General features: G+C 64.8%; 23 protein-coding genes. 18 read left to right on the top strand and 5 right to left on the bottom strand.

Annotation, left to right across the window (positions count from 1 at the left end):
- Positions 1–77: 77 nt before the first annotated feature.
- Positions 78–626, bottom strand: a complete 549-nt coding sequence (locus Q8Q53_RS10095; RefSeq protein ID WP_305701646.1) for a Mov34/MPN/PAD-1 family protein — start codon at positions 624–626, stop codon at positions 78–80.
- Positions 572–2,338 carry a ThiF family adenylyltransferase gene (locus Q8Q53_RS10090; RefSeq protein ID WP_305701645.1) on the bottom strand — a complete coding sequence of 589 codons (1,767 nt, stop codon included), beginning with the start codon at positions 2,336–2,338 and terminating at the stop codon, positions 572–574. Before Q8Q53_RS10090 ends, Q8Q53_RS10095 begins: the two co-directional genes overlap by 55 nt.
- Before the next feature lie 287 nt (positions 2,339–2,625).
- Here Q8Q53_RS10090 and Q8Q53_RS10085 point away from each other — a divergent pair, with 287 nt between their 5' ends.
- The 7 genes from Q8Q53_RS10085 (at position 2,626) to Q8Q53_RS10055 (ending at position 8,559) form a co-directional block, all read left to right on the top strand.
- Positions 2,626–2,952: a helix-turn-helix domain-containing protein gene (locus tag Q8Q53_RS10085; RefSeq protein WP_305701644.1), complete on the top strand. Its 327-nt coding sequence runs from the start codon at positions 2,626–2,628 to the stop codon at positions 2,950–2,952.
- Positions 2,952–3,770 carry an ImmA/IrrE family metallo-endopeptidase gene (locus tag Q8Q53_RS10080; protein WP_305701643.1) on the top strand — a complete coding sequence of 273 codons (819 nt, stop codon included), beginning with the start codon at positions 2,952–2,954 and terminating at the stop codon, positions 3,768–3,770. Before Q8Q53_RS10085 ends, Q8Q53_RS10080 begins: the two co-directional genes overlap by 1 nt.
- 619 nt (positions 3,771–4,389) lie before the next feature.
- The gene (locus Q8Q53_RS10075) at positions 4,390–5,373 is read left to right on the top strand and encodes an ArdC family protein (RefSeq protein ID WP_305701642.1); all 984 of its coding nucleotides are present in this window, start codon (positions 4,390–4,392) and stop codon (positions 5,371–5,373) included.
- Positions 5,370–5,606 (top strand): hypothetical protein, encoded by a 237-nt coding sequence (locus tag Q8Q53_RS10070; RefSeq protein WP_305701641.1) that lies wholly within the window; start codon positions 5,370–5,372, stop codon positions 5,604–5,606. Before Q8Q53_RS10075 ends, Q8Q53_RS10070 begins: the two co-directional genes overlap by 4 nt.
- On the top strand, positions 5,594–6,004 hold the full coding sequence (locus Q8Q53_RS10065) for a DUF2958 domain-containing protein (RefSeq protein WP_305701640.1): 411 nt from the start codon (positions 5,594–5,596) through the stop codon (positions 6,002–6,004). The genes Q8Q53_RS10070 and Q8Q53_RS10065 overlap by 13 nt, the downstream gene beginning before the upstream one ends.
- 107 nt (positions 6,005–6,111) lie before the next feature.
- Positions 6,112–7,956, top strand: coding sequence for a ParB/RepB/Spo0J family partition protein (locus Q8Q53_RS10060; protein ID WP_305701639.1), 1,845 nt, complete (start codon positions 6,112–6,114; stop codon positions 7,954–7,956).
- 192 nt (positions 7,957–8,148) lie between these two features.
- Positions 8,149–8,559: a hypothetical protein gene (locus Q8Q53_RS10055; protein WP_305701638.1), complete on the top strand. Its 411-nt coding sequence runs from the start codon at positions 8,149–8,151 to the stop codon at positions 8,557–8,559.
- 21 nt (positions 8,560–8,580) lie between these two features.
- Here Q8Q53_RS10055 and Q8Q53_RS10050 read toward each other — a convergent pair whose 3' ends face one another.
- The gene (locus Q8Q53_RS10050) at positions 8,581–8,856 is read right to left on the bottom strand and encodes an HU family DNA-binding protein (RefSeq protein ID WP_305701637.1); all 276 of its coding nucleotides are present in this window, start codon (positions 8,854–8,856) and stop codon (positions 8,581–8,583) included.
- 528 nt (positions 8,857–9,384) lie between these two features.
- On the opposite strand from Q8Q53_RS10050, the gene Q8Q53_RS10045 reads away from it, so the two are divergent.
- The 8 genes from Q8Q53_RS10045 to Q8Q53_RS10010 all read left to right on the top strand — a co-directional run bounded on the left by Q8Q53_RS10045 (position 9,385) and on the right by Q8Q53_RS10010 (position 15,361).
- Positions 9,385–9,708 (top strand): DUF736 domain-containing protein, encoded by a 324-nt coding sequence (locus Q8Q53_RS10045; RefSeq protein WP_305701707.1) that lies wholly within the window; start codon positions 9,385–9,387, stop codon positions 9,706–9,708.
- Between the two features lie 210 nt (positions 9,709–9,918).
- Positions 9,919–10,191: an AlpA family transcriptional regulator gene (locus tag Q8Q53_RS10040; RefSeq protein ID WP_305701636.1), complete on the top strand. Its 273-nt coding sequence runs from the start codon at positions 9,919–9,921 to the stop codon at positions 10,189–10,191.
- A gap of 8 nt (positions 10,192–10,199) precedes the next feature.
- Complete coding sequence (locus tag Q8Q53_RS10035) at positions 10,200–11,078, top strand: replication initiator protein A (protein WP_305701635.1); 879 nt, start codon at positions 10,200–10,202, stop codon at positions 11,076–11,078.
- A gap of 146 nt (positions 11,079–11,224) precedes the next feature.
- Positions 11,225–11,764 carry a DUF2840 domain-containing protein gene (locus Q8Q53_RS10030; RefSeq protein ID WP_305701634.1) on the top strand — a complete coding sequence of 180 codons (540 nt, stop codon included), beginning with the start codon at positions 11,225–11,227 and terminating at the stop codon, positions 11,762–11,764.
- Positions 11,761–12,339: a S26 family signal peptidase gene (locus tag Q8Q53_RS10025; protein ID WP_305701633.1), complete on the top strand. Its 579-nt coding sequence runs from the start codon at positions 11,761–11,763 to the stop codon at positions 12,337–12,339. The genes Q8Q53_RS10030 and Q8Q53_RS10025 overlap by 4 nt, the downstream gene beginning before the upstream one ends.
- Before the next feature lie 3 nt (positions 12,340–12,342).
- Positions 12,343–12,672 (top strand): DUF736 domain-containing protein, encoded by a 330-nt coding sequence (locus Q8Q53_RS10020; RefSeq protein ID WP_305701632.1) that lies wholly within the window; start codon positions 12,343–12,345, stop codon positions 12,670–12,672.
- Positions 12,673–12,675: 3 nt separating this feature from the next.
- A complete protein-coding gene (locus Q8Q53_RS10015) occupies positions 12,676–13,374 on the top strand; it encodes a lytic transglycosylase domain-containing protein (protein ID WP_305701631.1) in 699 nt (232 codons plus the stop codon).
- Positions 13,375–13,834: 460 nt separating this feature from the next.
- Positions 13,835–15,361: a DUF3363 domain-containing protein gene (locus tag Q8Q53_RS10010; RefSeq protein WP_305701630.1), complete on the top strand. Its 1,527-nt coding sequence runs from the start codon at positions 13,835–13,837 to the stop codon at positions 15,359–15,361.
- A 65-nt stretch (positions 15,362–15,426) separates the two neighbouring features.
- Here Q8Q53_RS10010 and Q8Q53_RS10005 read toward each other — a convergent pair whose 3' ends face one another.
- Together Q8Q53_RS10005 and Q8Q53_RS10000 are read right to left on the bottom strand one after the other, a co-directional pair.
- Positions 15,427–18,618, bottom strand: coding sequence for a hypothetical protein (locus Q8Q53_RS10005; protein WP_305701629.1), 3,192 nt, complete (start codon positions 18,616–18,618; stop codon positions 15,427–15,429).
- On the bottom strand, positions 18,612–19,475 hold the full coding sequence (locus Q8Q53_RS10000) for an ABC transporter ATP-binding protein (RefSeq protein WP_305701628.1): 864 nt from the start codon (positions 19,473–19,475) through the stop codon (positions 18,612–18,614). Before Q8Q53_RS10000 ends, Q8Q53_RS10005 begins: the two co-directional genes overlap by 7 nt.
- Before the next feature lie 207 nt (positions 19,476–19,682).
- On the opposite strand from Q8Q53_RS10000, the gene Q8Q53_RS09995 reads away from it, so the two are divergent.
- From Q8Q53_RS09995 to Q8Q53_RS09985, 3 genes are all read left to right on the top strand, one after another.
- Positions 19,683–21,164, top strand: a complete 1,482-nt coding sequence (locus Q8Q53_RS09995) for a sensor histidine kinase (RefSeq protein ID WP_305701627.1) — start codon at positions 19,683–19,685, stop codon at positions 21,162–21,164.
- Positions 21,158–21,904, top strand: coding sequence for a LytTR family DNA-binding domain-containing protein (locus Q8Q53_RS09990; protein WP_305701626.1), 747 nt, complete (start codon positions 21,158–21,160; stop codon positions 21,902–21,904). Before Q8Q53_RS09995 ends, Q8Q53_RS09990 begins: the two co-directional genes overlap by 7 nt.
- A 303-nt stretch (positions 21,905–22,207) precedes the next feature.
- A complete protein-coding gene (locus Q8Q53_RS09985) occupies positions 22,208–24,193 on the top strand; it encodes a conjugal transfer protein TraG (RefSeq protein ID WP_305701625.1) in 1,986 nt (661 codons plus the stop codon).
- Positions 24,194–24,393 lie beyond the last annotated feature (200 nt).

Genomic DNA, 24,393 nt, shown 5'->3' with positions numbered 1-24,393 from the left:
CGGCTAAAGCGGGCCCCACGACAATTGCAAATATGCTGTCGCGCCCGCCTCCGCCAACTAACCATGAGCAGTTCACCTCAGCCCTGATCGAGCCCGAAGGAGGACCATTCGCTTGGTGCGCTGAAAGGCCGCAGGCTACGCTCCTCGATCACGGCCGGGCGCCAAAGCACGGCGCGCTTCCCGCTCCACGAGCCAAGAGTCCAGTCATGACCCGAACCGGCCGCGATCACCATGATCGGATCGGGCACGCGCCGGGCAATCCGGGCCAGCGTCGTACGATCGACCGGGCTCAACTGCGCCACTCCGGCGGGATGGCTGTGCCAGTCGCCAAGGTAGTCGAGATCTCCGCCGCTGGCAGAAAAGGCCTGGTGCAGTTGGGCGACCTGCCAGGCATGATCGGGGACGAAAGCGCTGCGCCCGTGCAAAGCCCCGGGCCCCGGCCCAACGAGGCCTGTGACAATTCGCTCGCGGTCATCGCGCCAGCCGAGCAGAAGACCGCCGACCTCGAGCGGGAAATAGGCCCGGGCGAGCCTAACGATTGCACCTTGCACTGCGTGAGACAGCCAGATCGTCACGCCTTGCTGCACGCGCAGGTAACTCGGGGCACGATCTTGCCGCTGCTCCATGCCGGCAAGCGGCGGCCCTCTTCGCCGACCAAGGCCAGTGTGGACCAGTCCCAGTCGCCGGGGTCACGCACATCCGGTGCAAGAAGCCCGATCGCACTGCGCACCATCTCGAGCGAGACCTCCTCGAGATCGAAGGCACCGCCAGTAAAGGTCGGCATGTTGCACCCGAGCGGGGTCACCGTCCCCGATGAATCGATCGGAGGCAGCGCGACCGATCCCTCGCTCCAGTGATCATGCAGGCAAGCCAGGCAGCCGGGGCGCTCCGGTCGCAGCCTTACCACCGCGCCGCCGGCCAGCCCCTCGGTAGCATGGCCCACGACCAGCGGCCTGGTGAGATCGCGGCAAAGGTGCGCCACCGCCAATTGGCATTCGTCCGAGGCGGTCGCGTCGATTACCAGGTCGGCCTCTGCAATCATCTCGCGCAGCTGCTCGCGCGGATTGCCGGTGAGCTTTGCCGCGGCTTCGGGATCGGCGAGCGCACCGCCGATCCTCAGCACTGCGTGGGACGTCGCGGTCCAGGGGTAGTTCTGGCTCAGAAAAGCGTGCAGCGCCGCGACCTTCGGCAAGCCCCAGTAGGGACGGCCGAGCGGCCAGCGAACGCTGTTGCCGGGCTCAACAAGATCATGATCAACAAGCCGCAACTGCCCGACCCCAGCTCGGGCGAGTTCGAGCGCGACGAAGCTGCCAATCGCGCCGCAGCCAAGGAGCAGCACCTTGCGGGTACGCAGCGCTGCCGCGACCGGGAGACGAACAAGACGGTCCGCGCCGACGCGAAATCCGCGGACCAGCGTGCATTTGCGCTTGCCGGGCTTGCCCGGCTCACCGCGCACCGCCAAAAAAAGAAGATTGTCGCCGCGTCCGCCGGGGCCGTAGTGTAATTCATCCTCGTAGACGATCGCGGTGATCGACAATTCGGCCTGCGCCTTAGCGGTGTGCGGCCGAAGCGCCTTGTCGGCAAGCGCGAGCCGGGCAAAGGCGGCGTCGGCCATTTCCAGCAAGGCCGCCGGGTCATCGGGCAGAGGCCCGGCCAGGCGGGCCCAGCGTCCGGGCAGCCGATGCCACTCGCCTTGGGGCTGAGGCAGGTCGAACGCGGGCGCGAGCCATGACCCGCTGGCCGGCTCGCATTTGCGCAGGACCGCCTCGAACGGGCCGTGAGCCCGCCTGGTGCTGCGCCATTGCACGGCGAACTGGGCCGGCCCGCCGTCGCTGCGCGGAATGGCCGGAGCCGAAGCCATCAACACCGCGGAGCACTCTTCGGCACTGCCGGCAAGATAGGACGAAAGTGGGTCGGCAGCCTGTTCCTCCAGCTCCGCAGCCCCGCCCCAGTCGCCTTCAGCTCTTAGTTGGTTGACCTTGATGATGCTGGCGAGCTGGCTGGCGATGAGGTCGGCGACCCGTTCAACGCCATGCCACTGGCCACTGCCCTGGACCAGCAGGCACAAGCCGCCATCGAACGGATGCTGGTGGCGCGCGAGTTGGAGGTCTGCAGTCGTAACCGTGGGCCGGAAATAAGGGTGCAGCGGCGAAAAGCCCACGTCGAGCCTGATCGTCCGGTCATCGAGCGGCCAGTCGACCGCCATGATCAGGAAGCCATTGGCCTGGCTGACGATCCGGGCACTGGCTCCGCGCGCGGCAAAAGCGTCGAACTCGGCCTGCAGCAGACCGTTCCAACGCTCCCACCAGTCCTTGCCCGCCTCCCCTGTCAAGGCCATCGACCGCGCTTCAGCCGACCGGGCGGTGCGAAGGCGGGTTGCTCGGCACCGGCGGACCGTCAGGGCGGCCGGGAGTGTGGCTCGGCGGCCCGTTCGGCACGTCGGGATGCTGCGGGTGCTCAGGGTGCGGGGGATGTCCCGAATTGCTCATGGTGGTTTTCCTTCGTGTTTGCAGGCGACTCGACTATGTTCGGTATCGCCATACTGAAAATATGGTTACCGCGAGTTCGGATTGCAAGGATAAAAAGTCATGCTATCACCGAACAGGGCAAACGCACGGAGAGAGCATGTCATCGACATTGGGTCAGAAGGTGCACAATCTGCGGCGCGGCAAGGGACTGACGCTGGATCAGCTCGCCCAGGCCACCGGCAGCAGCAAGAGCTACATGTGGGAGATCGAGAACAAGCCGGTGGCCCGGCCGTCGGCGGAAAAGCTTGCGCGGATCGCGGAGGTCCTGGGGGTGACTGCCGAGTTCCTGATCGACCAAGGGCGCAGCGAGCCCGACGCCAGTGAACTCGACGTGGCCTTCTTCCGCAAGTTCCAGTCGGCCGACCCGGCGGTCAAGGACAAGCTCAAGCGTATCCTCGACGTGCTCGACGACGACGAGGACTGATGGCCGATCCGGATCGTCCAATCGCTTGGGCGAACTTTCTCGCCGGGGTCTGGGGGCGGCGCTTCCCGGTCGACGTGCGGACCATCGCACTCGAATATTCGACTCGCTATCCCGATCCGATCAAGACTGTCCGGCCAGCCGACATCGAAAGTTTCGAGGGAGCGTTGTGTCCACTGCCCAAAAGCGGCAAGTGGGCTATCCTCTATAATCCGGCGATTGCCTCGCCGGGCCGGATCAATTTCACCCTCGCGCACGAATTGGGGCACTATCTCTGCCACCGCGGGCGCAGTCCGGGCGGGTTCGAATGCGGTGAAGCGGACATGCTGGGCCTCGCTGGTAACGAGCCATTGCGGCTGATCGAGCAGGAGGCCGATGCCTTCGCCTCCTATCTGCTGATGCCGATCGACGACTACCGCGAACAGGTCGGGCGCAATGTCATGTCGCTCGACCTGCTCAATCACAGCGCCGATCGTTATGGCGTGTCACGAACCGCAGCAGCAATCAAATGGCTCGATTTCACACCCGAATGCGCAGCATTGGTGGTTGCCACCAACGGGTTCGTGCTGTGGGGCTGGCGGAGCCGCAATGCCAAACGGCGGCGGATCTTCTATGACAAGGGCATGGCCCTGCCGCCCGCCTCGGTGGCAGCGCAGCCGGCCCGGATGCTCGGCGAGGCTGGCGTGCTCCATCCGCCGGGGGTCTGGCATCCGCGCAGCGAAGTGCGGGAAATGGCGATCTTTGCCGACAACTATGAAATGACCATTTCGTTGCTGTTGTTCGGTGACGAGGACTGGCGCGTCGGCTTGGAGGAAAGCTAAGCCAGACGACAGGAAGTGGAAGGCCTTCCCCTGAGCCTGAGCCGCGCAGCGTCTCCGGCTACCCCTTCGAGCGGGGATACCCCGCAGCGCCCCGGGGAAATTGAAGCCCGAAGAGCAGTAGTGGAAAACGGAGCGGGGCTGTTGACGTGCTCTGGCCGCAGCCGGCCAGGGTCCGGCGTTTTGGTGCAGTGGGCCCCGCGGGCACTCTGGACCGGCATCGGGGCGACCCGGCGCAGGCTGGACCAAGCGACAGGTCCCGCTTGCCCCAGCCTGCCACGCGGGCCTTGGTCGATCGCCTCTGTCCAGGGTGCACAGTTCCTTGCGCTTTCGCATCCTCGCTGGCCGCTCGGCGGACATGGGCACGAGCAGGTGACAATGCGGACGGCGCGCGGGCGCGCCGGCGTTATCGAGCCGGCCCCGGAGAGACGGGATGGCCGGCGCTCCCGCCTAGGCGCGGCGCAGTCAGCCGCAACCCGGCCCTGCGGGACCGGGTCTTCCACTCTGTTGCAGCCCTGCGGGTGCGGCTGACCGCTTGCCCCGCGCCTCTCTGGTCGCACTCGCCGCCCACCCCGCCTCTCCGGGGCCGGTGTGTGGGTTTTGGGCAGTGTGGGAGGCCAGCATGGCGCATGGGATTTCGAGGGTTTCGGATAACGGCAGGCGTGGACATGCGCGCGAGCGCGCGCAGCGGGATGGTGCATGCCGCGTATCGCTCTATGACGAGGTGACGCAGGCGATCATCGCCCAGCTTGAAGCGGGCGTGTTTCCGTGGGTTCAGCCGTGGTCTTCGGCCAAGGCCGGGATCGGGCTGCCGAGGAATGCCGGATCGGGCCGGGCCTATTCGGGGATCAATGTGCTGATCCTGTGGGGCGCGGTGATCGAGGGCGGCTATCCCTCGCAGGACTGGCTGACCTTCCGGCAGGCGCTCGCGGCGGGCGGTTGTGTCCGCAAGGGCGAAAAGGGGCGCACGGTGTTCTATGCCGACCGCTTCGTGCCCAAGGGCGAACGCGGCGAAGCCGGGGCCGATGGTGCGAGCGGCGGCGATGGCGAACCGCGCGCCATTCCGTTCTTGAAGCGCTTTACCGTCTTCAACGTGGCGCAGTGCGATGGTTTGCCGGACAAGCTGACCAGCGGCGCAGCGCCGCTGCCCGAGCGCGAACCGCACGTGGCCGCCGAGGCGCTGATCGCCGCTTCGGGCGCGGATTTCCGGATCGGCGGGGCCGAGGCCTATTACGTCCCCTTGCTCGACTACGTGCAGGTGCCGCCGCAACCGGCGTTCCACCAGCAGATCGATTACTACCGCACCGCGCTCCACGAACTCGGCCACTGGACCGGGCATGGCTCGCGGCTGGACCGCGACCAGAGCGGGCGGCACGGCAGCGGGGCCTATGCCCGCGAAGAGCTTTGCGCCGAACTGACCTCGGCGTTCCTGTGCAGCGCGCTCGGGATCGTCCCGACCGTGCGCCATGCCGATTACCTCGGTGCATGGCTGGCGGTGCTGCGCGAGGATGCCCGCGCGATCTTCAAGGCGGCGAGCCAGGCCAGCAAGGCGGCGGATTTTCTGCTGAATGGCGCGGCTGCGTCCCAGTTGGAGGAGGCAGCATGAGCAGGTTGCCCCCGCCCCCGCCCGCGCTCGAGGTCGAGCAGACCCCCTTGGGGTTGCAGACCTTGGTCCCCGGGGTTGCCCCGGTGACCTTGGGCGACCGGCTCGCTGTGCTCGCCAACGCGCCGCTGTTGCCGCGCCGGGTACAGCGCCCTGCCGACCACGGGCTGTTCGATCTGAACGCCCGCAACCAGCTCGAACTCTTTTCCCCGCGAGGTGCGTCATGCAACTCCTGACCCCCGAGCTTCGCGCGCGGCTTCTGGCCAATGGTGCGACCCCCGGCGACCACGCACCGGTCGTCAAGTTCTTCAATCCGGTCGGTGCGGCGACATGGCTATTCAGCGAGCTCGACGCCGACGGCGATGTGCTGTTCGGGCTGTGCGATCTCGGGTTTGGCTGCCCCGAACTGGGTTCGGCCTCGCTTGCCGAAATCGCCAGTTTGCGCCTGCCGTTGGGCCTCGGGATCGAGCGCGACCTTCACTTTGAACCCACGCACCCGCTGTCGGTCTATGCCGCAGCCGCAAGGCTGGCAGGCCGCATCACCGAGCATCCCGCCCGTCTGGCCGAGGCCGCTGCGGCCTTGGCGGCGGAGCGCCGTGATCAACCGCCGTCCGCGCCCCCGGATGGCGGCTGACCGCCGGGCGGGACGGTCCCGCCCGGCAAACCCGGCCCCGCTCCCGTTCCCCCTCCCACCGCCGGGGGCGGGGCCACTCACCAACAAGACAGCAAGGAGTGAGTGACATGCAGATCGACCATATTCCGCTTGAGCGCCTCTCGGTGTCGAAAGCCAACATGCGGGGCAGCCGCAAGGTGCCCGACGTTTCCGATATTCTCCCCTCGATCGCGCGGCGCGGTGTGCTTTCGCCGCTGTTCGTGCGGGCCAATTGCCAGCCCGGCTACTACGAGATCGTGGCGGGCAAGCGCCGTTACTTCGCCAGCCTCGAGGCGGCGAAGGAGATCGAGACGCCTCCGCCACTGCCCTGCATCGTGATCGGCGAGGGCGACGACGCCGAGGCGCTCGAAGTCTCGATGATCGAGAACATGCTGCGCCAGAACCCCGATCAGGTGACGCAATGGGAAAGCTACACCCGGCTCGTCAAGGAAGGCCGCAGCGTCGAGGACATCGCCGCCACCTTCGCGCTCACCGAACTGCAGGTGAAGCGGGTGCTCGCGCTCGGCAATCTCCTGCCGCGCATCCGCGAGGCGTTCCGCGACGAGGAAATCGACGCAGGCACGGTGCGCCACCTGACCCTTGCCAGCAAGGCGCAGCAGAAGGCGTGGCTTGCGCTCTACGATGGTGATGACACCTACGCGCCGCGCGGCAATCAATTGAAGGCCTGGCTGTTCGGCGGGGCGTCGATTTCGGTGCGCGCGGCGCTGTTCGACCTTGCCGCCTATCCCGGCCAAATCGTCGCCGACCTGTTCGACGAGGATGGCTACTTCGCTGATGCCGACATGTTCTGGACCGCCCAGAACGCCGAGATCGAGGCGCGTTCCGCAGCCTATCTCGCCGACGGCTGGGCTGGGGTCGAGATCGTCCCGCCGGGCCAGTATTTCTCCAGCTGGGAGTACGAGAAGACCGCGAAGCGCAAGGGCGGGCGGGTCTTCATCCAGTGCCGCGACAATGGCGAGGTGGTGTTCCACGAAGGCTACGTCACCCGCAAGGAAGCCCAGCGCCGCGCGCGCGGCGCGGATGGCGACGGCCCCGATGGCGCTTCCGAAACGAAGGCAGCGCGCCCCGAACTGACCTCGGCGCTCACCACCTATATCGATCTGCACCGCCATGCCGCGCTGCGCAGCGAACTGGCGCTCGATCCCGCGTTGGCGCTCAGGGTCATGGTTGCCCATGCGATCTGCGGCTCGCCGCTCTGGACCGTACGGGTGCAGGACCAGAGAAGCCGGGTCGAGGCGGTGGCCGAAAGCATCGAGAATGCGCCCGCCGAAGCGCGCTTCGATGCGCGCCGCCGCGCAGTGCTCGCCATGCTCGACTTCGATCCCGAGCGCGCCAGTGTTGTAAGCGAAAGGTATGGTGACAACGAGATTGTCGCGGTGACCCTGCGACTGCTGGCGCTGGACGATGCCAGCGTCATGGCGGTGCTCGGCGTGGTCATGGCCGAGAGCCTCGCGGCGGGAACCGAACTGATCGAGACACTCGGCCAGCATATCGCGCTCGACATGGCGGCACATTGGCAGGCCGATCAGGCCTTCCTCGACCAGCTGCGCGACCGCGAGGTCCTGCTGGCGGTCCTCGCCGAGGTCGGCGGCGAGGCAGTTGCCAGCGCCCATGCGGGCGAGAAGGGCAAGGTCATCAAGGGCGTGATCGCCGACTGTCTTGCCGGGACCGGTGACCGCGCCAAGGCCGAAGGCTGGGTCCCGAGGTGGATGGCCTTTCCGCCCAGCGCCTATACCGCGCGCGGCGGTGTGGCGAGCGTGGCGGCGCACAGCCGCGCCGAATGGATGAAGGAACAGGCCCGCTTCGATCCCGACCTAGAGGGCGATGAGCCGGATGCGCCGGAACCCGGCGAGAGCGGCACGGCGGCGGACGAGCTGGCCCACGATGATGCGGGTGTGCCGCTCGCGGCATGACTCTTGCCCTGTGGCTGCGCGACCCGTTTGCCGGGACAGACGCGGGCGGAAAGCCAAGGCTTTCCGCCCGCGTTTATGGCGAAATTCCAACGCTTGCGCTGCTCTGCATCGCGGCATAATCTCACTGCAACGGAAGCACTGCGGGAATGGGAAAGTGCGTCTGGCGAGCCCGTCGCTACCAAAGGACGCCCCATGCTTGTCGCTGCATTCCTCCTGATCGCTGCCGCCGTGATGGCCGCGATGCTTCTCTGGTCACTGTCGGTCTACGCCCTGCCGCTCTGGATCGGCGCGCTCACGGCCATGGCGACATGGCAGGCCGGAAATGATCTGGTCCTCTGCGCGATAGCTGGACTGGCGGCGGCAACGGCGACGCTCATCCTTGGTCACTGGCTGCTTGCCATGACAAGTTCACCGTTGCTGCGCGCCTTCGTCGCGCTCGGCTTCGCCCTGCCCGCCGCTGTTGCGGGATACCATGCGGCACACGGCCTCGCCGTTCACGTCCTTACGCCGCAATGGGTGCGAACGGTGGTCAGCTTGCTCTGCGCGGTCCTCATCGGCGGCAGTGCCTGGACGCGCTGCCTCGCGCCGCCGCGCCGGGTGTGACCGGCGCGGCGGCAATTGGCTTTAGCCGTTGAGGCGATCCTTGACCGCCTTCGCCACGGTAAGGGTCAGCTTTTTCGAAGCCGCGATTGTGATGGTTTCGCCGGTCGCCGGATTGCGGCCTTCGCGCGCGGGGCTGGCCTTGACCTTGAACTTGCCGAAACCATTGATCGCCACTTCATCGCCCTTGGCGGCGGCATCGGCGATCGCGGCGAAGACCCCGTCGACCAGCTTGCGGGCTTCAGCCTTGGTCAGGCCATTGGTTTCGGCGAGCTGGTCGGCAATGTCGCTGGTATTCATCGGGTGTGTTTCCTCGGGTGGGATTGATCGGAAACGGCTGTCTAGTCGGATCTCTGACCCGGGTCAGCAGTCGGCCTTGCTGTCATCCACAGCAAGCGGCGCTATTCGCGTATCCACCTAGATCCGGCGCGAGGCTCCATCGATTTGCGATCGGCCCCGCAAGATATGCACGATTGGCTGAAAGCCCCGGAGACGATCGTGCCCGTGCCAATCTGGACGGTTTTGATCTTCCATGGCCAGTCCAGTGCCCGCCGTTCAGATGCGCGCACCACACGACCTCGTTCATGGCCTGTCTGGCGGTTGGCTGGCTTCGCCATCGTCGCCCCTGGCTGCAACGCGCAGCGCGCCACTTTCTTCCCCTGCCGTCCGCTTGGCGCGGACCGGCATTCCTCGCGAGACAAGAAAGCGGCGCACTGCACGTCCTTCGCGTTGCTGCGGCCCAAGGGTGCAGCCGGTCACCGCAACCGCCTTCGCCGGGCCATCGAGGCCGCGATGGGCGCGGGCTCGGGAACAGCAAAGGAATTGAACATGGCCAATATCGGAACCTTCACCAAGTCGGGCGACGGCTACAAGGGCGAGATCGCCACGATGAGCGTTCAGCAGAAGAACGTGCGGATCGTTCGCGAAACCGAAACCGCCAACGAAAACGCTCCCTCGCACCGGGTCTTCGTCGGCCGCGCGGAAATCGGCGCCGCCTGGAGCAAGCAGAGCCAGGAAGGCCGCGACTACCTCTCGGTCAAGCTCGACGATCCCAGCTTCGCCGCGCCGATCTACGCCAACCTCTTCGCCGAGGACGACGGTGATACCTTCGCCCTCATCTGGACCCGCTCGCGCCGCACGGGCGGCGACTGAGCCGGATCAGGCCCCGCCGGGCGCTGCCCGGCGGGGCTTTCGCCATGCCAGGGATCGCAAGGCGCGCGGAAAGTCGGGCAAGGACTGCCGGAGGGGTGACAATCAGCGGCGCGAACAATTGTCACTCCCCCGCTGCCCCCCGCCTTCGCCATTGATGCCGACGACCGGCGGCAGCCCGCCGCCGTGGTCGAAGCCGAGCGGAGGCCGCCCATGGATGCCAGACCCACCCCCGTCGTTGCCCGTTTTTTGCGAACCCCCGATGCCGCCGTGCATCTTGGCTTGTCCGCCCGCACCCTCGAAAAGCACCGCTGCTTCGGCACCGGGCCAATCTACCGCAAGCTCGGCGGGCGGATCGTCTACTCGCTCGAAGATCTCGACGCCTGGGCCGAACTCGGCCTGCGCCGTTCGACCAGCGATCCGGGCAAGGGCGTGGTCCACCCCGCCAAGCGGCTCGACGGGTACACGCCGCCGGTGCGCCGCTGAGCCGAGCCATGCCGCGCCTGTCCCACTTCCCGGCCGAAGCCCGCCAGCTCGACCTGTTCGTCAGCGCAGGCGGCGACATCGCCGCGCGCGATGCACAGGACCTCATGGCCTGGCCGTTCTTCAGCCTGGCCAAGACCAAGCGGGTGCGCCCGATCGACTTCCGGATGGGCGAGGTCTCAATATTGGTCGAAGCCACCGCCGAACATGGCATGGCGACCATCTGGGACGCCGATGTCCTCATCTGGGTGGCGAGCCAGATCGTCGAGGCGCGCGATGCGGGGCGCGCGACCTCGCGGCTGATCGCCGCTAACCCACACGAAATCCTTGCCTTCACCCGGCGCGGCACCGGCAAGGCGAGCTACGAGCGACTGAAGGCCGGGCTCGACCGGCTGCAATCGACGACGATCGCCACCTCGATCCGTCAGAGAGATGCGCGGCGACGGCACCGGTTTTCGTGGATCAACGAATGGAAGGAGCGCCTCGACCACACGGGCCGTGCGCTCGGCATCGAAATGATCATTCCCGACTGGTTCTACGAGGGCGTGCTCGACCAGGCGCTCGTGCTCACCATCGACCCCGCCTATTTTGCCCTGACCGGCGGTCTGGAGCGCTGGCTTTACCGCCTGGTGCGCAAGCATGGCGGCAAACAGAAGCATGGCTGGAGCTTCGATTTCCAGCACCTCCATATGAAGTCCGGCGCGCTCTCGCCGATGAAGCGCTTCGCCTTCGAGCTGCGCGACATCGTCAGGCGCCAGGCGCTCCCCGGATACAGCCTCAGCCTCGACCATGCGCTCGGCCGTGAGCGGCTCAACTTCGTCTCCATCCCCCTCGATCCGTTCGACGCCGCGATGCGCCGTGTCGGCTTGCAGCCTGTGGATATGTCGTGATGGCATTCGGACTATCAGGAACCGCCGGACTCGGACGATCAGGAACCGGAAGTTCGGACTATCGGGAACCGGAATCGCCCGCAAACCCGCAGAAATCCGCGCCGTTTTTCGCCCTTAACTTAGCTAACAGAGAATCCTTCGGATTCTTGCTAACGCAATCGCGCCTGTGGACGGACGGCGCAGCGCCGCCCTGTCGGCCTGCCGCGACGCGGACGAGCGATGACCCACAGCTGACCCACGTCACGCTGGTCTGGCGCGAAGGCAAGCACGAGGACTGGCTCAAGTTCGGCAAGCCCGTGGCGACCCGGATCGTCAGCCGCAGCCAGCGGATCGAGAGCTATGCGCCCGGCCAGGTGTTCGCCCTCGTGCGCTGGGCCAGCAACGCCTATGGCACGATCCGCTCGTCGCTCGACATCGTGCGCGCCGCCGAGCCGGGTGAACCGGTCACCCCGGTGGCGCAGGTCGATCCTGGCGGCGAAGTGCTGCTCGGTGTGCATGGCTGGCCCAAGGTCGCGCAGGTGTTCCGTCTGGTCGATGCGATCGAGGCATCCGGGATCGATCCGTGCGAGGTCGCGCCCGACCATTGGCGCCACATCCACAACCGGATGGCCGCGCGCGAAGCACCGCGCGACTATTCGCCGGCGCGGCACCGCGCCTGGCTTCGGCGCAAGGCGCTGCTGTCATGATCCGGCGGCGCTTCCTGCTCGCAGGCGTGGTGGCCGCCGCCACACTGGCGACGCTCGCCGTGCCGGTCTCGCGCACCGCAGTGTGGAACGCCACCGCCTCGGTCCCGACCGGGCTCTACGCGATCCGCGGCAAGGCCGGCCTTCAAGTCGGTGAACGCGTCGCGATTCTGCCGCCGCCCGAGTTGCGCCGCCTGCTCGCCGAGCGGGGCTACCTCCCGACTGGCGTACCGCTCTTGAAGCGCATCGCCGCTATCAGCGGCCAGCGCGTCTGCCGCTTCGGGCACGGCGTGACCATCGACGGCGCTTTTGCTGGCGCCGCGCGCGCTCGCGACCGGATCGGTCGCCCGCTTCCTGCCTGGTTCGGCTGCCGCACGCTGCGCAGCGGCGAACTGTTCGTGATGAACCCGGCAGCACCCGACAGCTTCGACGGTCGCTATTTCGGCGTGCTGCGCATTGCCGATGTAATCGGGCGCGTCACGCCCGTCTGGACCGACGAAGCAGGCGACGGTGACCATGTCTGGTTCGCCGATCCCCGCAATGATCTTCCCTCAAGTTCACCAACCGAAGGAGACTGACCCATGCGTATCGGAACATTTGTTGCCGCCGATGGCGGCTTTGCCGGGCACCTCAAGACGCTGACGCTCGACATTGATCTGGTCCTCGTCCCGGCTGAACGCTCGGACAGCGAGAGCGCGCCGGACTTCCGCGTGATCGCCCGATCGGAGGACGAAACGCGCGAAGTCGGAGCTGGTTGGAAGCATGTCGGCGAGAAGGCTGGCGACTATGTTGCAATCCAGATCGACGATCCGCTGTTCATCCAGCCGCTGCGCGCCAACCTGTTCCAGGGCGATGGAAACAGCCACGTCCTGGTCTGGTCGCGCCCGGCCAGGCGCGAAGCGGCGGGCTGAGCCATGCGCGTTACTGCACCCCTCGCCTTCCTCGTCGCGGCGCTCTGCCTGTTCGGTGACGCGCCTGCCTATGGGCAGGTTGCTGCCGAACAGGCGCAGCCGCGCAGCGTCGCCATCGCCGATCATGTCGCCGAGGCCTCGCAGCGCTTCGGCCTGCCCGAGAGCTGGATCTATGCGGTGATGCGGACCGAAAGCGCGGGCCGGATCGGTGCGGTGTCGCCCGCTGGGGCGATGGGGCTGATGCAGCTCATGCCGGGAACCTGGGCGCGCCAGCGCGCCCGGCTCGCCCTCGGCAGCGATCCCTTCGATCCGCGCGACAATATCATGGCGGGTACCTCGTACCTTCGCGAAATGTACGACAGCTATGGCGCCACCGGCATGCTCGCCGCCTACAATGCGGGGCCGGGTCGCTATGAAGAGTGGCGCGACAAGCGACGTCCGCTCCCCGCCGAAACCCGCGCTTATGTCGCCAAGATCGCACCCGAACTGCAGACCGCGAGCACGGCGACCGTCGTCGCCAGCGCATCGCCGGTACCGCCCGTGCGTCTGTTTTGGACGCAAAGCCAGCTGTTTGCCGCGCGCTCCGAAAGCAGTGACGGCGCATCCGGCAGCGACCCCGCCGCGCCTCTGCGACCAATTCAAGCTCAGAACGCCCCGTTCAATGGCCTCTTCGCGCCCGTCTCGGGGAGCGGAACACAATGATCGCGCAGTTCACTCTCTGGCGCGCAATGGCGTGGAATGGCGGGCGATGGAGATGGATGAGGACGGACGGGAGGAAGAGGGAATTTCGATGGCAAGATAAAAGCAGCGCCGTCGGGTGGGGTGGAGACCATTGGAATTGCTGGTCTTTCAGCGCCAGCCGCTCAGACCCCCGGCTGGCAGCTTTTCGCGAAATTGGCGCAATTCTGCCATTTCCAGCGCCGTCGCCCGTCTAGAACTGCCAGATTCCGTGAGCGACGACGACTTCGAGATCAGGCCGGGACGGGTAAGGGATCGCGGTACTCGTTCGGCTAGACCCAGATCGCTCGTCGCCCAGGTGCGTGCGCTTTCGAACAAGGCGGGGCGTATTGGCATTACGGGGCGGGGCCGTCGCGGCACCGGACGCAACGCCCGCGGTCGGAGCGCGGTCTTGTCGATGCGGTCACGCCGGGGCCAACGCCGCGTGCTGGTCAAGGCCCGGGTGGTCCGGCACATCGGGACACGCTTCTCGGCGGCACCGCTTGTCCGGCACATTGCCTACCTCAAGCGCGAGGGTGTGACCCGCGACGGCAAAGATGCCGAACTGTTCGGCGGCAACGAAGGCGAGATCGATGGCCAAGGTTTCGCCGAGCGCTGCGCCGACGATCGCCACCACTTCCGCTTCATCGTCTCGCCCGAGGATGCTGGTGAGCTGGCCGATGTCAGGGCATTTACCCGCGAGTTGCTGACCGACATGGAGAAGGATCTCGGAACGCCGCTCGACTGGGTCGCGGTCGATCATTGGAACACCGACAATCCCCACATCCACATCCTCGCCCGGGGCAAGGCCGACGACGGCCGCGACCTGGTCATCGACAAGGACTACATCCGGGAAGGGATGCGTGGCCGCGCCGAAGAGCGGGTCACCATCGAACTTGGACCGCGCAGCGAGCGGGAAATCGACCGGGCCCTCGCCCGCGAGGTCGATGCCGATCGCTGGACCAGTCTCGACCGGCGATTGCAGCGTATGGCGGACGATCTGGGAGGCGTCATCGACCTGCGACCCGACCCGCAGCGAGCCCAATCGCCGATCGACCGCCACCTGATCGGGCGCGCCGGGAAACTCGAACGCCTGGGACTGGCAGCCAGCATCGCGCCGGCCTGCTGGACGCTCAAACCCGACCTCGAGCCGACTCTGCGCCAGCTCGGCCTGCGCGGCGACATCATCAGGACCATGCACCGGGCCATGACGGGGCTTGGTCTCGATGCAGATACCGGCCGCTTCGCGCTGCACAGCGAGGCGACAAGTGATCCGATTGTTGGCCGCCTGGTCGAACGCGGGCTCCATGACGAACTGACCGGCGAGGCCTATGCCGTCGTCGATGGGGCCGATGGGCGTGTCCACCATCTGCGTTTCTCCGATCTCGAGCAAACCAGCGACGCCAGGCCGGGTGCGCTCGTCGAACTCCGGACCTGGACCGATCGGCGCGGACGGCAGGGCCAATCGCTCTGGGTCCAGTCCGACCTGGCGCTCGCAGACCAGGTCGTCGCGCGCGGGAGCACCTGGCTCGACCGGCAATTGCTGTCGTCCGAACCAGTCGAGACCGGCGGCGGGTTCGGCACGGCAATCGAACAGGCCAAGCTTGATCGCGCTGCGCATCTTGTCTCCGAAGGACTTGCTACCCAGCGTGGCGGCAAGATCATCCTGGCGCGAAATATCCTGTCCACGCTTCGTTCGCGCGAACTGGCCGAAGCCGGCGAGGCCATCGCGGCACGCACGGGCCTTTCGTATCGGGCGAGCACCGAGGGCGTCGCCATTTCAGGCACCTACTGCCAGCGCCTGCAACTTGCATCTGGCCGGTTTGCGATGATCGACGATGGGATGGGTTTCGAGCTCGTGCCCTGGCGCTCGCAACTCGACAAGCATCTGGGCCAGCAAGTCACCGGCACGATCAAGGCAGGTGGCGGGATCGATTGGACGCTGGGGCGCCCGCGTGGGCTCGGGATATAGGAATTGCTCGCCCCCCAAGAACGGACATTGCTTCATGGAAGCCCAAGGGAGAGTGCGCTCAGGTCTCACTGACCAAGATTGCAGCCTGACCGCGCCAACGCAACTTCGATCGAAAGGTTGCCGGTGAGCAGCATGTCAACCAGTGGTTCGCTTTCCTTCCCACCCGCCCGTTTGAGGGCCAGCACGAAATCCAGCGACCGGGCGGGCCGACCGGTCTGCCGCGCATAGGCCGCAATCTCGAACAGCGCAGAGTCGATCGGCCGGTCCCCCAACCGCTCGCGCAGGCAGGCGAAGGTCAGCGTGGCGCGCGAATACATATCTTCGGTATCCTGGGCATCGATCAGAGGCGTTACTGCCTCGGCCGGTACAAGCCGCGCATGGGCAAGACGGTCAGCTTCCCAGGCCACCAATGCCTGCACCGCCTTCGCGCCATAGCGACGCTCGATCATCACCAGCTCAGCGTATTTTGCCAGGGATTCAATCAGGAATGCCCGCTCTTCCGGAATTCCGTAGCCGATGAGATGACCAAACCATTGGTGCGCCGTTTCATGCACTGCCCGGCGATAGGTCTGATCGAACCCGGCATTGAGCGAAGACTTCGGACGAAATCCGCGCCTGTGCGAGATCAGCATGGCCTGGGGCACGGCGAACCCGCTCGGGCCGAACTCGGGTGCTGCAATCAAGCGCAGAGTCCTGCCGGGGAATGGCGCGACCTCACGGTCCAGCCAGGTCAGCGTATCGCGCATGCCGAGCAGGTTGGGATCGTCTTGCGCGATTGACTCCGGTGCATGGATCTCGACCTGCAAGGCCCCGGCCGACCAGCGCTGTGGAGCCCATGCCAGGGCGAAGAACATGGGAAGGTTGCGGATCGCGCGATCGGTGCGGAAGTGGAAGTAACTGCGGTCGCCAGCCTCCCATCGGCGAACCAATTCACCCGGAGCAAGGCCATAGCGCCCGCGTTGCACCGATACGATCGTTTCAAGCTGTGCCTCATGGCGGGCCAGATCCACGCCAGCACGGCCGAGGCGTGATGGCGGGTTCAATGCCAGCACCGGCAGCCCGAATTGCCTCCTGAGGGCCGGATCACGCAAGGTGAGCTCGCGTTCGAAACCGATCACCGGAGTAATCTGAAACGCCGGAATCGAACCGAACTGCCGACGCAGGATCAGCATGCTTCTGGTATCGGCCAGCGCCGATCGCGCGACACGGGCGGAATAGTGAAGGGTTCGGATTTCACCCGGGTGCATTGGTGACGCCAGCCGAAACAGGGTTTGGCCGGTGGTCAGGTCTTGCAGCTCTGCTGTACCGGATTCGAGCGTGACCTTGCTGGAAACGTCGATCAGGTTGCGGCCGACCAGCACATGTTCGATTCTTGCATTCGTGCCGTTGACCAGTTTCAACTCCATTTGCAGTCCTGCGCTGCGGCCATCGGAGCTGAAGTCAACCGAGGTTCGCACAGCCGCAATGTGGGGCTGTGGGCGCTCCCGCCATTCGCCAAAGCGTCGCTCGTAGTCAGCCCTGCGCTGAGCCTTCTGTTCCGCGCTGACCAGCGCAAAATCGCTCTCGACAGCGCGATGGATTGCGAGACCTTGCCAAGCACCGCCGGCCAGCGCTGCGCTGGCCAAAATGGTGGCCGGATGGAAAAGTGCATTGCGCAGCGATACCTGGCCATAGGGCAGGCCCCGATGATGAACCCGGACCGCAAGGATCACGGCAAACATGCAGATCGCTGACCAGAACAGGGCATAGGGCAAGAGCATTGCCCAGTTGCCGGCGAGCCCCAGAACATGGTCGGGTGAGGTCAGGTGGAGTGCCAGTGGCTTCCACAAAGGATGGACAAGACCCATTGCCGGCGCAAGGTTGCTGTGCCCCAGCACCAGCAGGCCAAAGCCCATCAGGTTCGCCGCCATGCGCGATCGGAGCGCGGCGTGAAGCGCAGCGAAGGCTGCGGCGCTGAGCAACAGTCCGGGTAGCGCCTGTCCGCCCTGCTCGAGGTACTCGCGCGGCTGAACTGACGAGTCCGCGGCGAGTTGGGCGCCGAAGACCAAAAGCAGCGTGTAGGCAATGACGGTCAGCGCAACCAGCCACAGGCAGACAAGCTGATCCCAAAAGAAGCGCCAGGATGTGTGCGGCGTTGCGGCTGTCAGCTCGGCCATCCCCGTTACACGGCCGATCCTGCCCGTGCGATCGGCAACATGAAGCAGAAGGAGCGCCCCCATCGCCGGCACCAGGTCCCACATCACGCGGTTGAGGGCATCGCGGCTGTCGGGGATCAGTATCGAAAATTCCTCGGCATACTTCATCCCGCTGTACACTTCCGGGAAGACCAACAATGCCCAACCGGTAAGGGCCAGCAGGAAGAACTTGTCGAGCATGGTCCAGCGCAGCAACAGCGCAAGGTTCCCGGTTCTGCCCGAACGGTTGGTAAGGCCCGGCAGGCTCAAGCCTGCACGCTTGGCAGACCCTTTACGCGCGGGGGCGAGCGCCGGGATTGCGGCGATACCGTGCAGCAGAAGGAAGCATAGACCGAGCCAGCCGATCCGTCCGACGATGACAAATATTTCGCGTGAATGGGGCAGTGCGTCAGGTGGCGGCGGGTTGACCAGTGCGGTGATGGCATAGGGATCGGCCAGCAGCAGGGCCGAGCGCAACGGTTCCCAGGCGACATAGCTGCCGGCGATCAGCGGGGTGCCAGTCAAAGTTGCCAGAGCAGTGTAGGCCAGCCAGCCGAAGGTGGCGGCAAGATAGACCATGCCCGACCGGCCCTTAGCGCAGCTGACCCAAGCCAGCACAGAGGCCCAGATCAGGCTGGCCGGCAAATGTACCAGCGCCACCAGCTTGAGCGCCTGCTTTGTCAGCATGGCAAGATACTCGGGTCGATCAGAGGCCAGTATTCCGACAATCGCCACTTGTTGGAAGGCGCAGATCAAGACCAGCATCGCGGCAAAGCTGCCCGACCGCGTGGCCAGCCACACGCGCGGCGTCTGCGGATAGGCGGCGAAGAGCTCGCTCACCCCATGGTCCACCTCGCGCAGGTAGAACACTGGAGCGAGGGCGCCGGCGACAAAGGGCAAGACAAAGGCAGGAATGAACAGGTTGAGACGGAGCAGCGATTCAAGCAGCTCGCGCTTGTTGCCTGCAGCGTCATTTCCGGCGGCCAAAGCAACGATCGCGATTGCCAAGCTCGCGACGATCCAGATCAGTGGATGGCGCCGCACGATCAGCCACTCGCCGCGCCAGTCCGCGCGAGTCAGCATGGCTGATTGCTCTTCAGCTCGAGGAAATACCGGTCCTCGAGGCTGGGAACTGCGGCAACGAATGCCTCGTTTGGGGGGCTTTCGGCAAAGTAACGATGAACCGGGGTGCCGCGCCTAAAGGCCGTGCTAAGCTGCATGGCTGCTGAGCCCGGCGTTGCCGCAATTGGGGATTCCCAGATCCGCCCAGCCAGATCCTGCACCAGGGTCGCCGTCGCGCCCCGCGTTATCACCTTGCCCTTATTGACAATTGCCACTTCGGTGCAGAGTTGCTCGATATCGTCGACGATATGGGTGGAGAGCACCACCACCCGGTCGCCGCTCAGCTGGCTGAGCAGATAGTAGAGCCGCATCCGTTCTTCGGGATCGAGCCCCGCCGTTGGTTCATCGAGGATCAGCAGGGCCGGATCGCCCAGCAGCGCCTGCGCGATCCCGAACCGTTGGCGCATCCCGCCCGAAAAGGTCGCGACGGCCCGTCCGGCATGCGCGCTGAGGTTGGTAAGTTCAAGGAGCTCGTCGATCCGGCGCGCCGTGACTGCATCATCCGCCAGGCCTTTCAAAAGCGCCATGTGGCGTAGCATGGTCCGACAGCTGGCATGCGGATAGGCGCCAAAGGCTTGCGGAAGGTAACCGAGGCGGCGGCGCAGCGCGACCGGGTCGGCCAGGACATCGATCCCGTCAAACATGATGGTCCCGCAGTCAGGCAGCTGGATCGCCGCCAGGGTGCGCATCAATGTGCTCTTGCCGGCCCCGTTTGGCCCAAGCAGGCCGAACATTCCTGTTGGGATCGAGAGGTCGATTCCGGACAGCGCGTTGACCCCATTGCGATAGGTTTTGCCAAGATTGCGAACTTCCAGCATGCTGCCTCCGGTCTGTTGGTTCGCGGCTGACGCAGCAAAGGTGCCGGTGCAACCGGGCGATGACCGGAGGTGGAATTGTCATGGCGAACGGCCAGGGACCGGCGTTTGCCGCCGCTCGTCACCGCAGACGAGCCGTTCGTCATATAAAGGTGCCAATCGCTCGTCCTTGCCCCCAGCAAGGCACCGCGGGGAGAACGAGGGAAGCTTGTGAAGCGGATCGCAGTCCTGTTGCATGGCCGTCTCCCGCTCCAGGCTGCCCCGCTGGTGGTGGCGATGCTGGCCATTGTGCTGTGGGATCAATCCGCCAGCGCTGATCCGGGTCTGGGTTCATTGATCTGGCGCACCGGCCATGTTGGCGTGCTTCTGCTGCCCGCATTGGCCGCGCATCTTGCCGCCTGCCGCTGGCACCATTGGCAAGCCATTCTGGTCTGGCTTGCCGGTTTCCTGTTTTATACGGCCGCCTGCGCCATCTGGGCTCCCGGAGCCACGCTGACAGCATGGCAATGGGCCTCGGCGGCGGGGTTCAGCTTGATTTTCCTGCTGTTTCACCCCGGCGCGCGAAGCCGCCACGATGTCCCGAATGCACACGAAGCACCCGACTTGCACCTGCCGTTCACGCTTGATGGCACGATTGCAGCACTGCTCGGAATTTGGGTTCTGGGATCCACCTCGCTGTTTGTCTCTACTCCCGATGCCGCACGCAACCAGCCGCTGCGGATATGGCTAAACTGGCAGCGCATTATGGCCGAGCCTGGTGAAGCGGCTTGGTACCTTGCCCAGTTCACCGTGCTCGCAGTGGTGCTCTTCGCCTGGTATTGGGTATGCCGCTATGTCCTGGTGCGCCAGGTGCTGCGCCGCCATGGTATTGTGCCTTTCGGCCTGGCGATCGTGGCATTCTTCGCGGTCGGCACACCCGTTGCCGCCAGCATCGGCCTGCTGATGCCGCTCAACATCCCGGAATGGACGCTGATCCCGTCCGAGAATCAAAATCCGTTTGATCCGGACAATTTCCGATTCGCGTTCTGGCTAACCGCGATCCTGGTCCCGGTCGTGCTAACCGTAGAGCGCTTGCTGACCGAGCAAACTGAGGCCAGTACCCGGCACGAACGGGTCAAAGCCGAACTGCACATGCTGCAGCGGCAGATCAATCCGCACTTCCTGTTCAATACCTTGAACACGCTTTACGCACTCTGTCTGAAGGATCGTGAGGAAAGCGCGGCTGCAGTAATCAAGCTCTCGGATCTGCTGCGTTATGTGGTCTATCGCGGTCAGGCTGACTGCGTTTCCCTCGAGGAGGAAGTGGACTATCTCAGGAATTATCTCGACCTGCAGCAGCTGCGCTTTGGGCATCGCTGTTCTCTGGACGCAAAATGGCCAGCAACCCACCCAAGCTTTGGCGTGCCGCCGTTGTTGTTGATCATGCTGGTTGAGAACGCGTTCAAACACGGGGTCGAGCCGACTGACGGGACATGCCAGATACAGATATCGTTGGCGGTCAAAAGTAAGACGCTACGTTTCGAATGCACTAATTCGTTGCCGCCGCTGCAGCCATCGAACCCTGCCGGTTTAGGGCTCGCCAACCTGCGACGACGACTGGAACTGCTTTTTGAGCAAGATTTCGAACTTCGGGTCGGCCAGGAAGATGGATTTTGGCGAGCCCGCCTCGAACTGGACCTTGTGCCGTGCTGAACGTCTTGATCGTTGACGATGAGCCCTTGGCCCACGAAGTGTTGGCGCACCATTGCCGCGGCGAACCCGACATTGCGATTGCTGCCCATTGCCTCAGCGCAGCCGAGGCGCTGGCCCGGCTCGAGGCCCAATGCATCGACCTTATGTTTCTCGATATCCGAATGCCCTTGTTTGGCGGGCTGGATTTGCTCCGCGGCTTGCACAGCCCCCCCCTTACGATCATTGTCAGCGCGCACCAGGAGCATGCGCTCGCCGGGTTCGAACTTGACGTGGTCGACTATCTTCTGAAGCCCGTTAGCGCAGAACGCTTCCAGAAGGCTTTGGGAAAAGTCCGCCGCCGCATCGCCGAACGGCCGATCCCTAGACCAGCAAACCCCGAAGACATTGTCCTGAAAGTCGATCGGGTGATGCGGCGGTTTCGGCTCGCCGAAGTTTCGGCATTCGAAGCTCAGGGTAACTTCGTGAATGTTGTCGGGGATTGGGGCACTGCGCTTGCAACAGCGACGCTGAAGGGCCTGCGTACAGGCCTTCCGCCCGAACGCTTTGTTCAGGTCCATCGCAGCTTCATTGTCAATCGCGACAGGATTGTGGAGCAACACCACGACAAAGTACGGCTTGAAGATGGCCGGCTATTCCCGATTGGGCGATCATATCGTGCGGCAGACCTCCTCAGGCCGCCAGCCAGCGAAAATCGTGAAGATCGCGCCACGATGCCAGACGTTTGCCAGCGACTACCTTGACGATGTGCTTCTTTATTCCCGCTTCGCCAGATTGCACCAATTTCCATGTAAGCTCTGCCACAGGGCGCGCATGAACGAACGACAGGTATCAGGTGCCTTTTTGTCTGCTTGAAGCGCGGTATTGCTTGGAGGAACTGTCAGCCGAGCAGAATGCGCTGATCGGCAGCGTTTCCGTTGTGGAATGCAGGCACGGTCGTTCAATTCCTGGCCCGGAATACGACACCGCTATTTAGCGCACGCCAGCCCACGATGTCAGCGCCCAGCCGCTTGCGGCGGCGACATCCTTTGGATCATGTAAGCCACATGTCAGCAGCAAAGATCCTCTGGGGCCAGGTGCTGGCCGTTTTTATAATTGTCCTGGCCAGCGTATGGGCGGCCACCCAGTGGGCGGCCTCGGCACTCGGGTTCCAGCCCGAGTTAGGCGCGCCTTGGTTCTCGCTGTTCGCCTATCCGATCTACCGGCCCTATGACTTGTTCTGGTGGTGGTTCTCCTACGATGCCTATGCACCGAAGATCTTCGATAAGGCCGGGATGATCGCCACCTCGGGCGGGTTCGTTGCAATCGTGGTGGCCATTGCCATGTCGGTCTGGCGCGGCCGGGAGACCCGGAGTTCCAACACCTATGGTTCTGCGCATTGGGCGACGCGCAGTGACATCGCCAAGGCCGGCCTGCTTACCGAAAAAGGCGTCGTGCTGGGCAAGTTCAACAACAGCTACCTGCGCCACGACGGCCCCGAGCATGTCCTCTGCTTCGCACCGACCCGTTCGGGCAAAGGTGTAGGGCTAGTCATCCCGACCCTGCTGACCTGGCCCGGCTCAGCCATCGTCCACGATATCAAAGGGGAGAATTGGGAACTGACCGCCGGTTTCCGCTCCGGGTTCAGTCGCGTCCTGTTGTTCGACCCGACCAACCTCAAATCCGCCGCATACAATCCGCTGCTCGAGGTCCGGCGCGGCATCTGGGAAGTGCGCGATGTCCAGAATGTCGCGGATGTCCTCGTCGACCCGGAAGGCAGCCTCGAAAAGCGCAACCACTGGGAGAAGACCAGCCATGCCCTGCTGGTCGGTGCGATCCTCCATGTCCTTTACGCCGAGCCTGACAAGACGCTCGCGGGTGTTGCCGCATTCCTCTCCGATCCAAGCCGGGCCATCGAAGCGACGCTGAAGGCGATGATGGCGACGCCCCATCTGGGCGAAGCCGGCCCGCACCCTGTGGTGGCAAGCGCCGCGCGCGAACTGTTGAACAAGTCGGAAAACGAACGCTCGGGTGTGCTCTCGACCTCGATGTCGTTTCTCGGTCTCTACCGCGACCCGGTCATTGCCGAGGTGACCCGGCGCTCCGAATGGCGAATCGCCGATCTCGTCGACGCCAAACGTCCGGCGACTTTGTACCTGGTCGTGCCGCCTTCCGACATCAGCCGGACCAAACCGCTGATCCGGCTGATTCTCAACCAGATCGGTCGGCGGCTGACCGAGGAACTGGAAGCGGGCAAGGACCGGCATCGGCTGTTGCTCATGCTCGACGAGTTTCCTGCATTGGGCCGCCTCGACTTCTTCGAGAGCGCGCTCGCATTCATGGCTGGCTATGGACTCAAGGCCTTCCTGATTGCCCAGTCGCTCAATCAGATCGAACGGGCTTACGGCGCCAACAATTCAATCCTCGACAACTGCCATGTCCGCGTGGCCTTCGCCACCAACGACGAGCGCACCGCCAAGCGCGTGTCGGAATCGCTGGGCACCGCGACCGAACAGCGCTCGATGAAGAACTATGCCGGTCACCGGCTGTCGCCGTGGCTGGGGCACCTCATGATATCCCGTTCAGAGACCTCCCGGCCGCTTCTCACCCAAGGGGAGATATTACAGCTACCCGCTACCGACGAGATCGTCATGCTGTCCGGAGCGCCGCCAGTGCGGGCTAAGAAGGCCCGATACTATTCCGACCCCCGTCTGCAGGGCCGGATCCAAAGGCCGCCGCAACTTACTACTGAACGAAGCGACGGAACGCCGCTTGATGATTGGAGTGGACTTCCGGCCGTGAAGCCAGTTCGCTCAGAGGCCTGGAGTGCATCTGGCGACGAAGATGGAGCCAATGGCGGCGTTCGCAGAGAGCCCGAATTGCCGTTGCATGTCGAGATCGCGCCACCACTCAAGTCTCCGGCTAACGAGTTCGATTTCAGGAGCGGGGATGAATCTGACGCCGATGCCGCATGGTCGGAGCGGCTCCGGACCAGAATGGTAGCGAACTCCCGTCAGGCAGCACTTGATCCTGGCGACGGAATCGAGCTTTGAAGTCGAAGCACACGTTTCGACTCTCACCGGGGGTCGCCGAACAACTGGCCGAATTGGCGTGTTGAGTAGCGCTGAGAATTGACCCAGGAGGTGCAGAAATTATCACTGAGAATTGACCCATGCTTTCCTCGCCCCCGGCTGACAGTCGGGAGGCATCGGAGTGATCGACATGGACCTACTCAGTGTGATCCGCCGCTGGC

The organism is Novosphingobium sp. (assembly GCF_030699305.1).
Taxonomy (GTDB): domain Bacteria; phylum Pseudomonadota; class Alphaproteobacteria; order Sphingomonadales; family Sphingomonadaceae; genus Novosphingobium.
The sequence above is the reverse complement of the archived record's forward strand: the minus strand, read 5'-3'. Positions and strand labels throughout refer to the sequence as shown.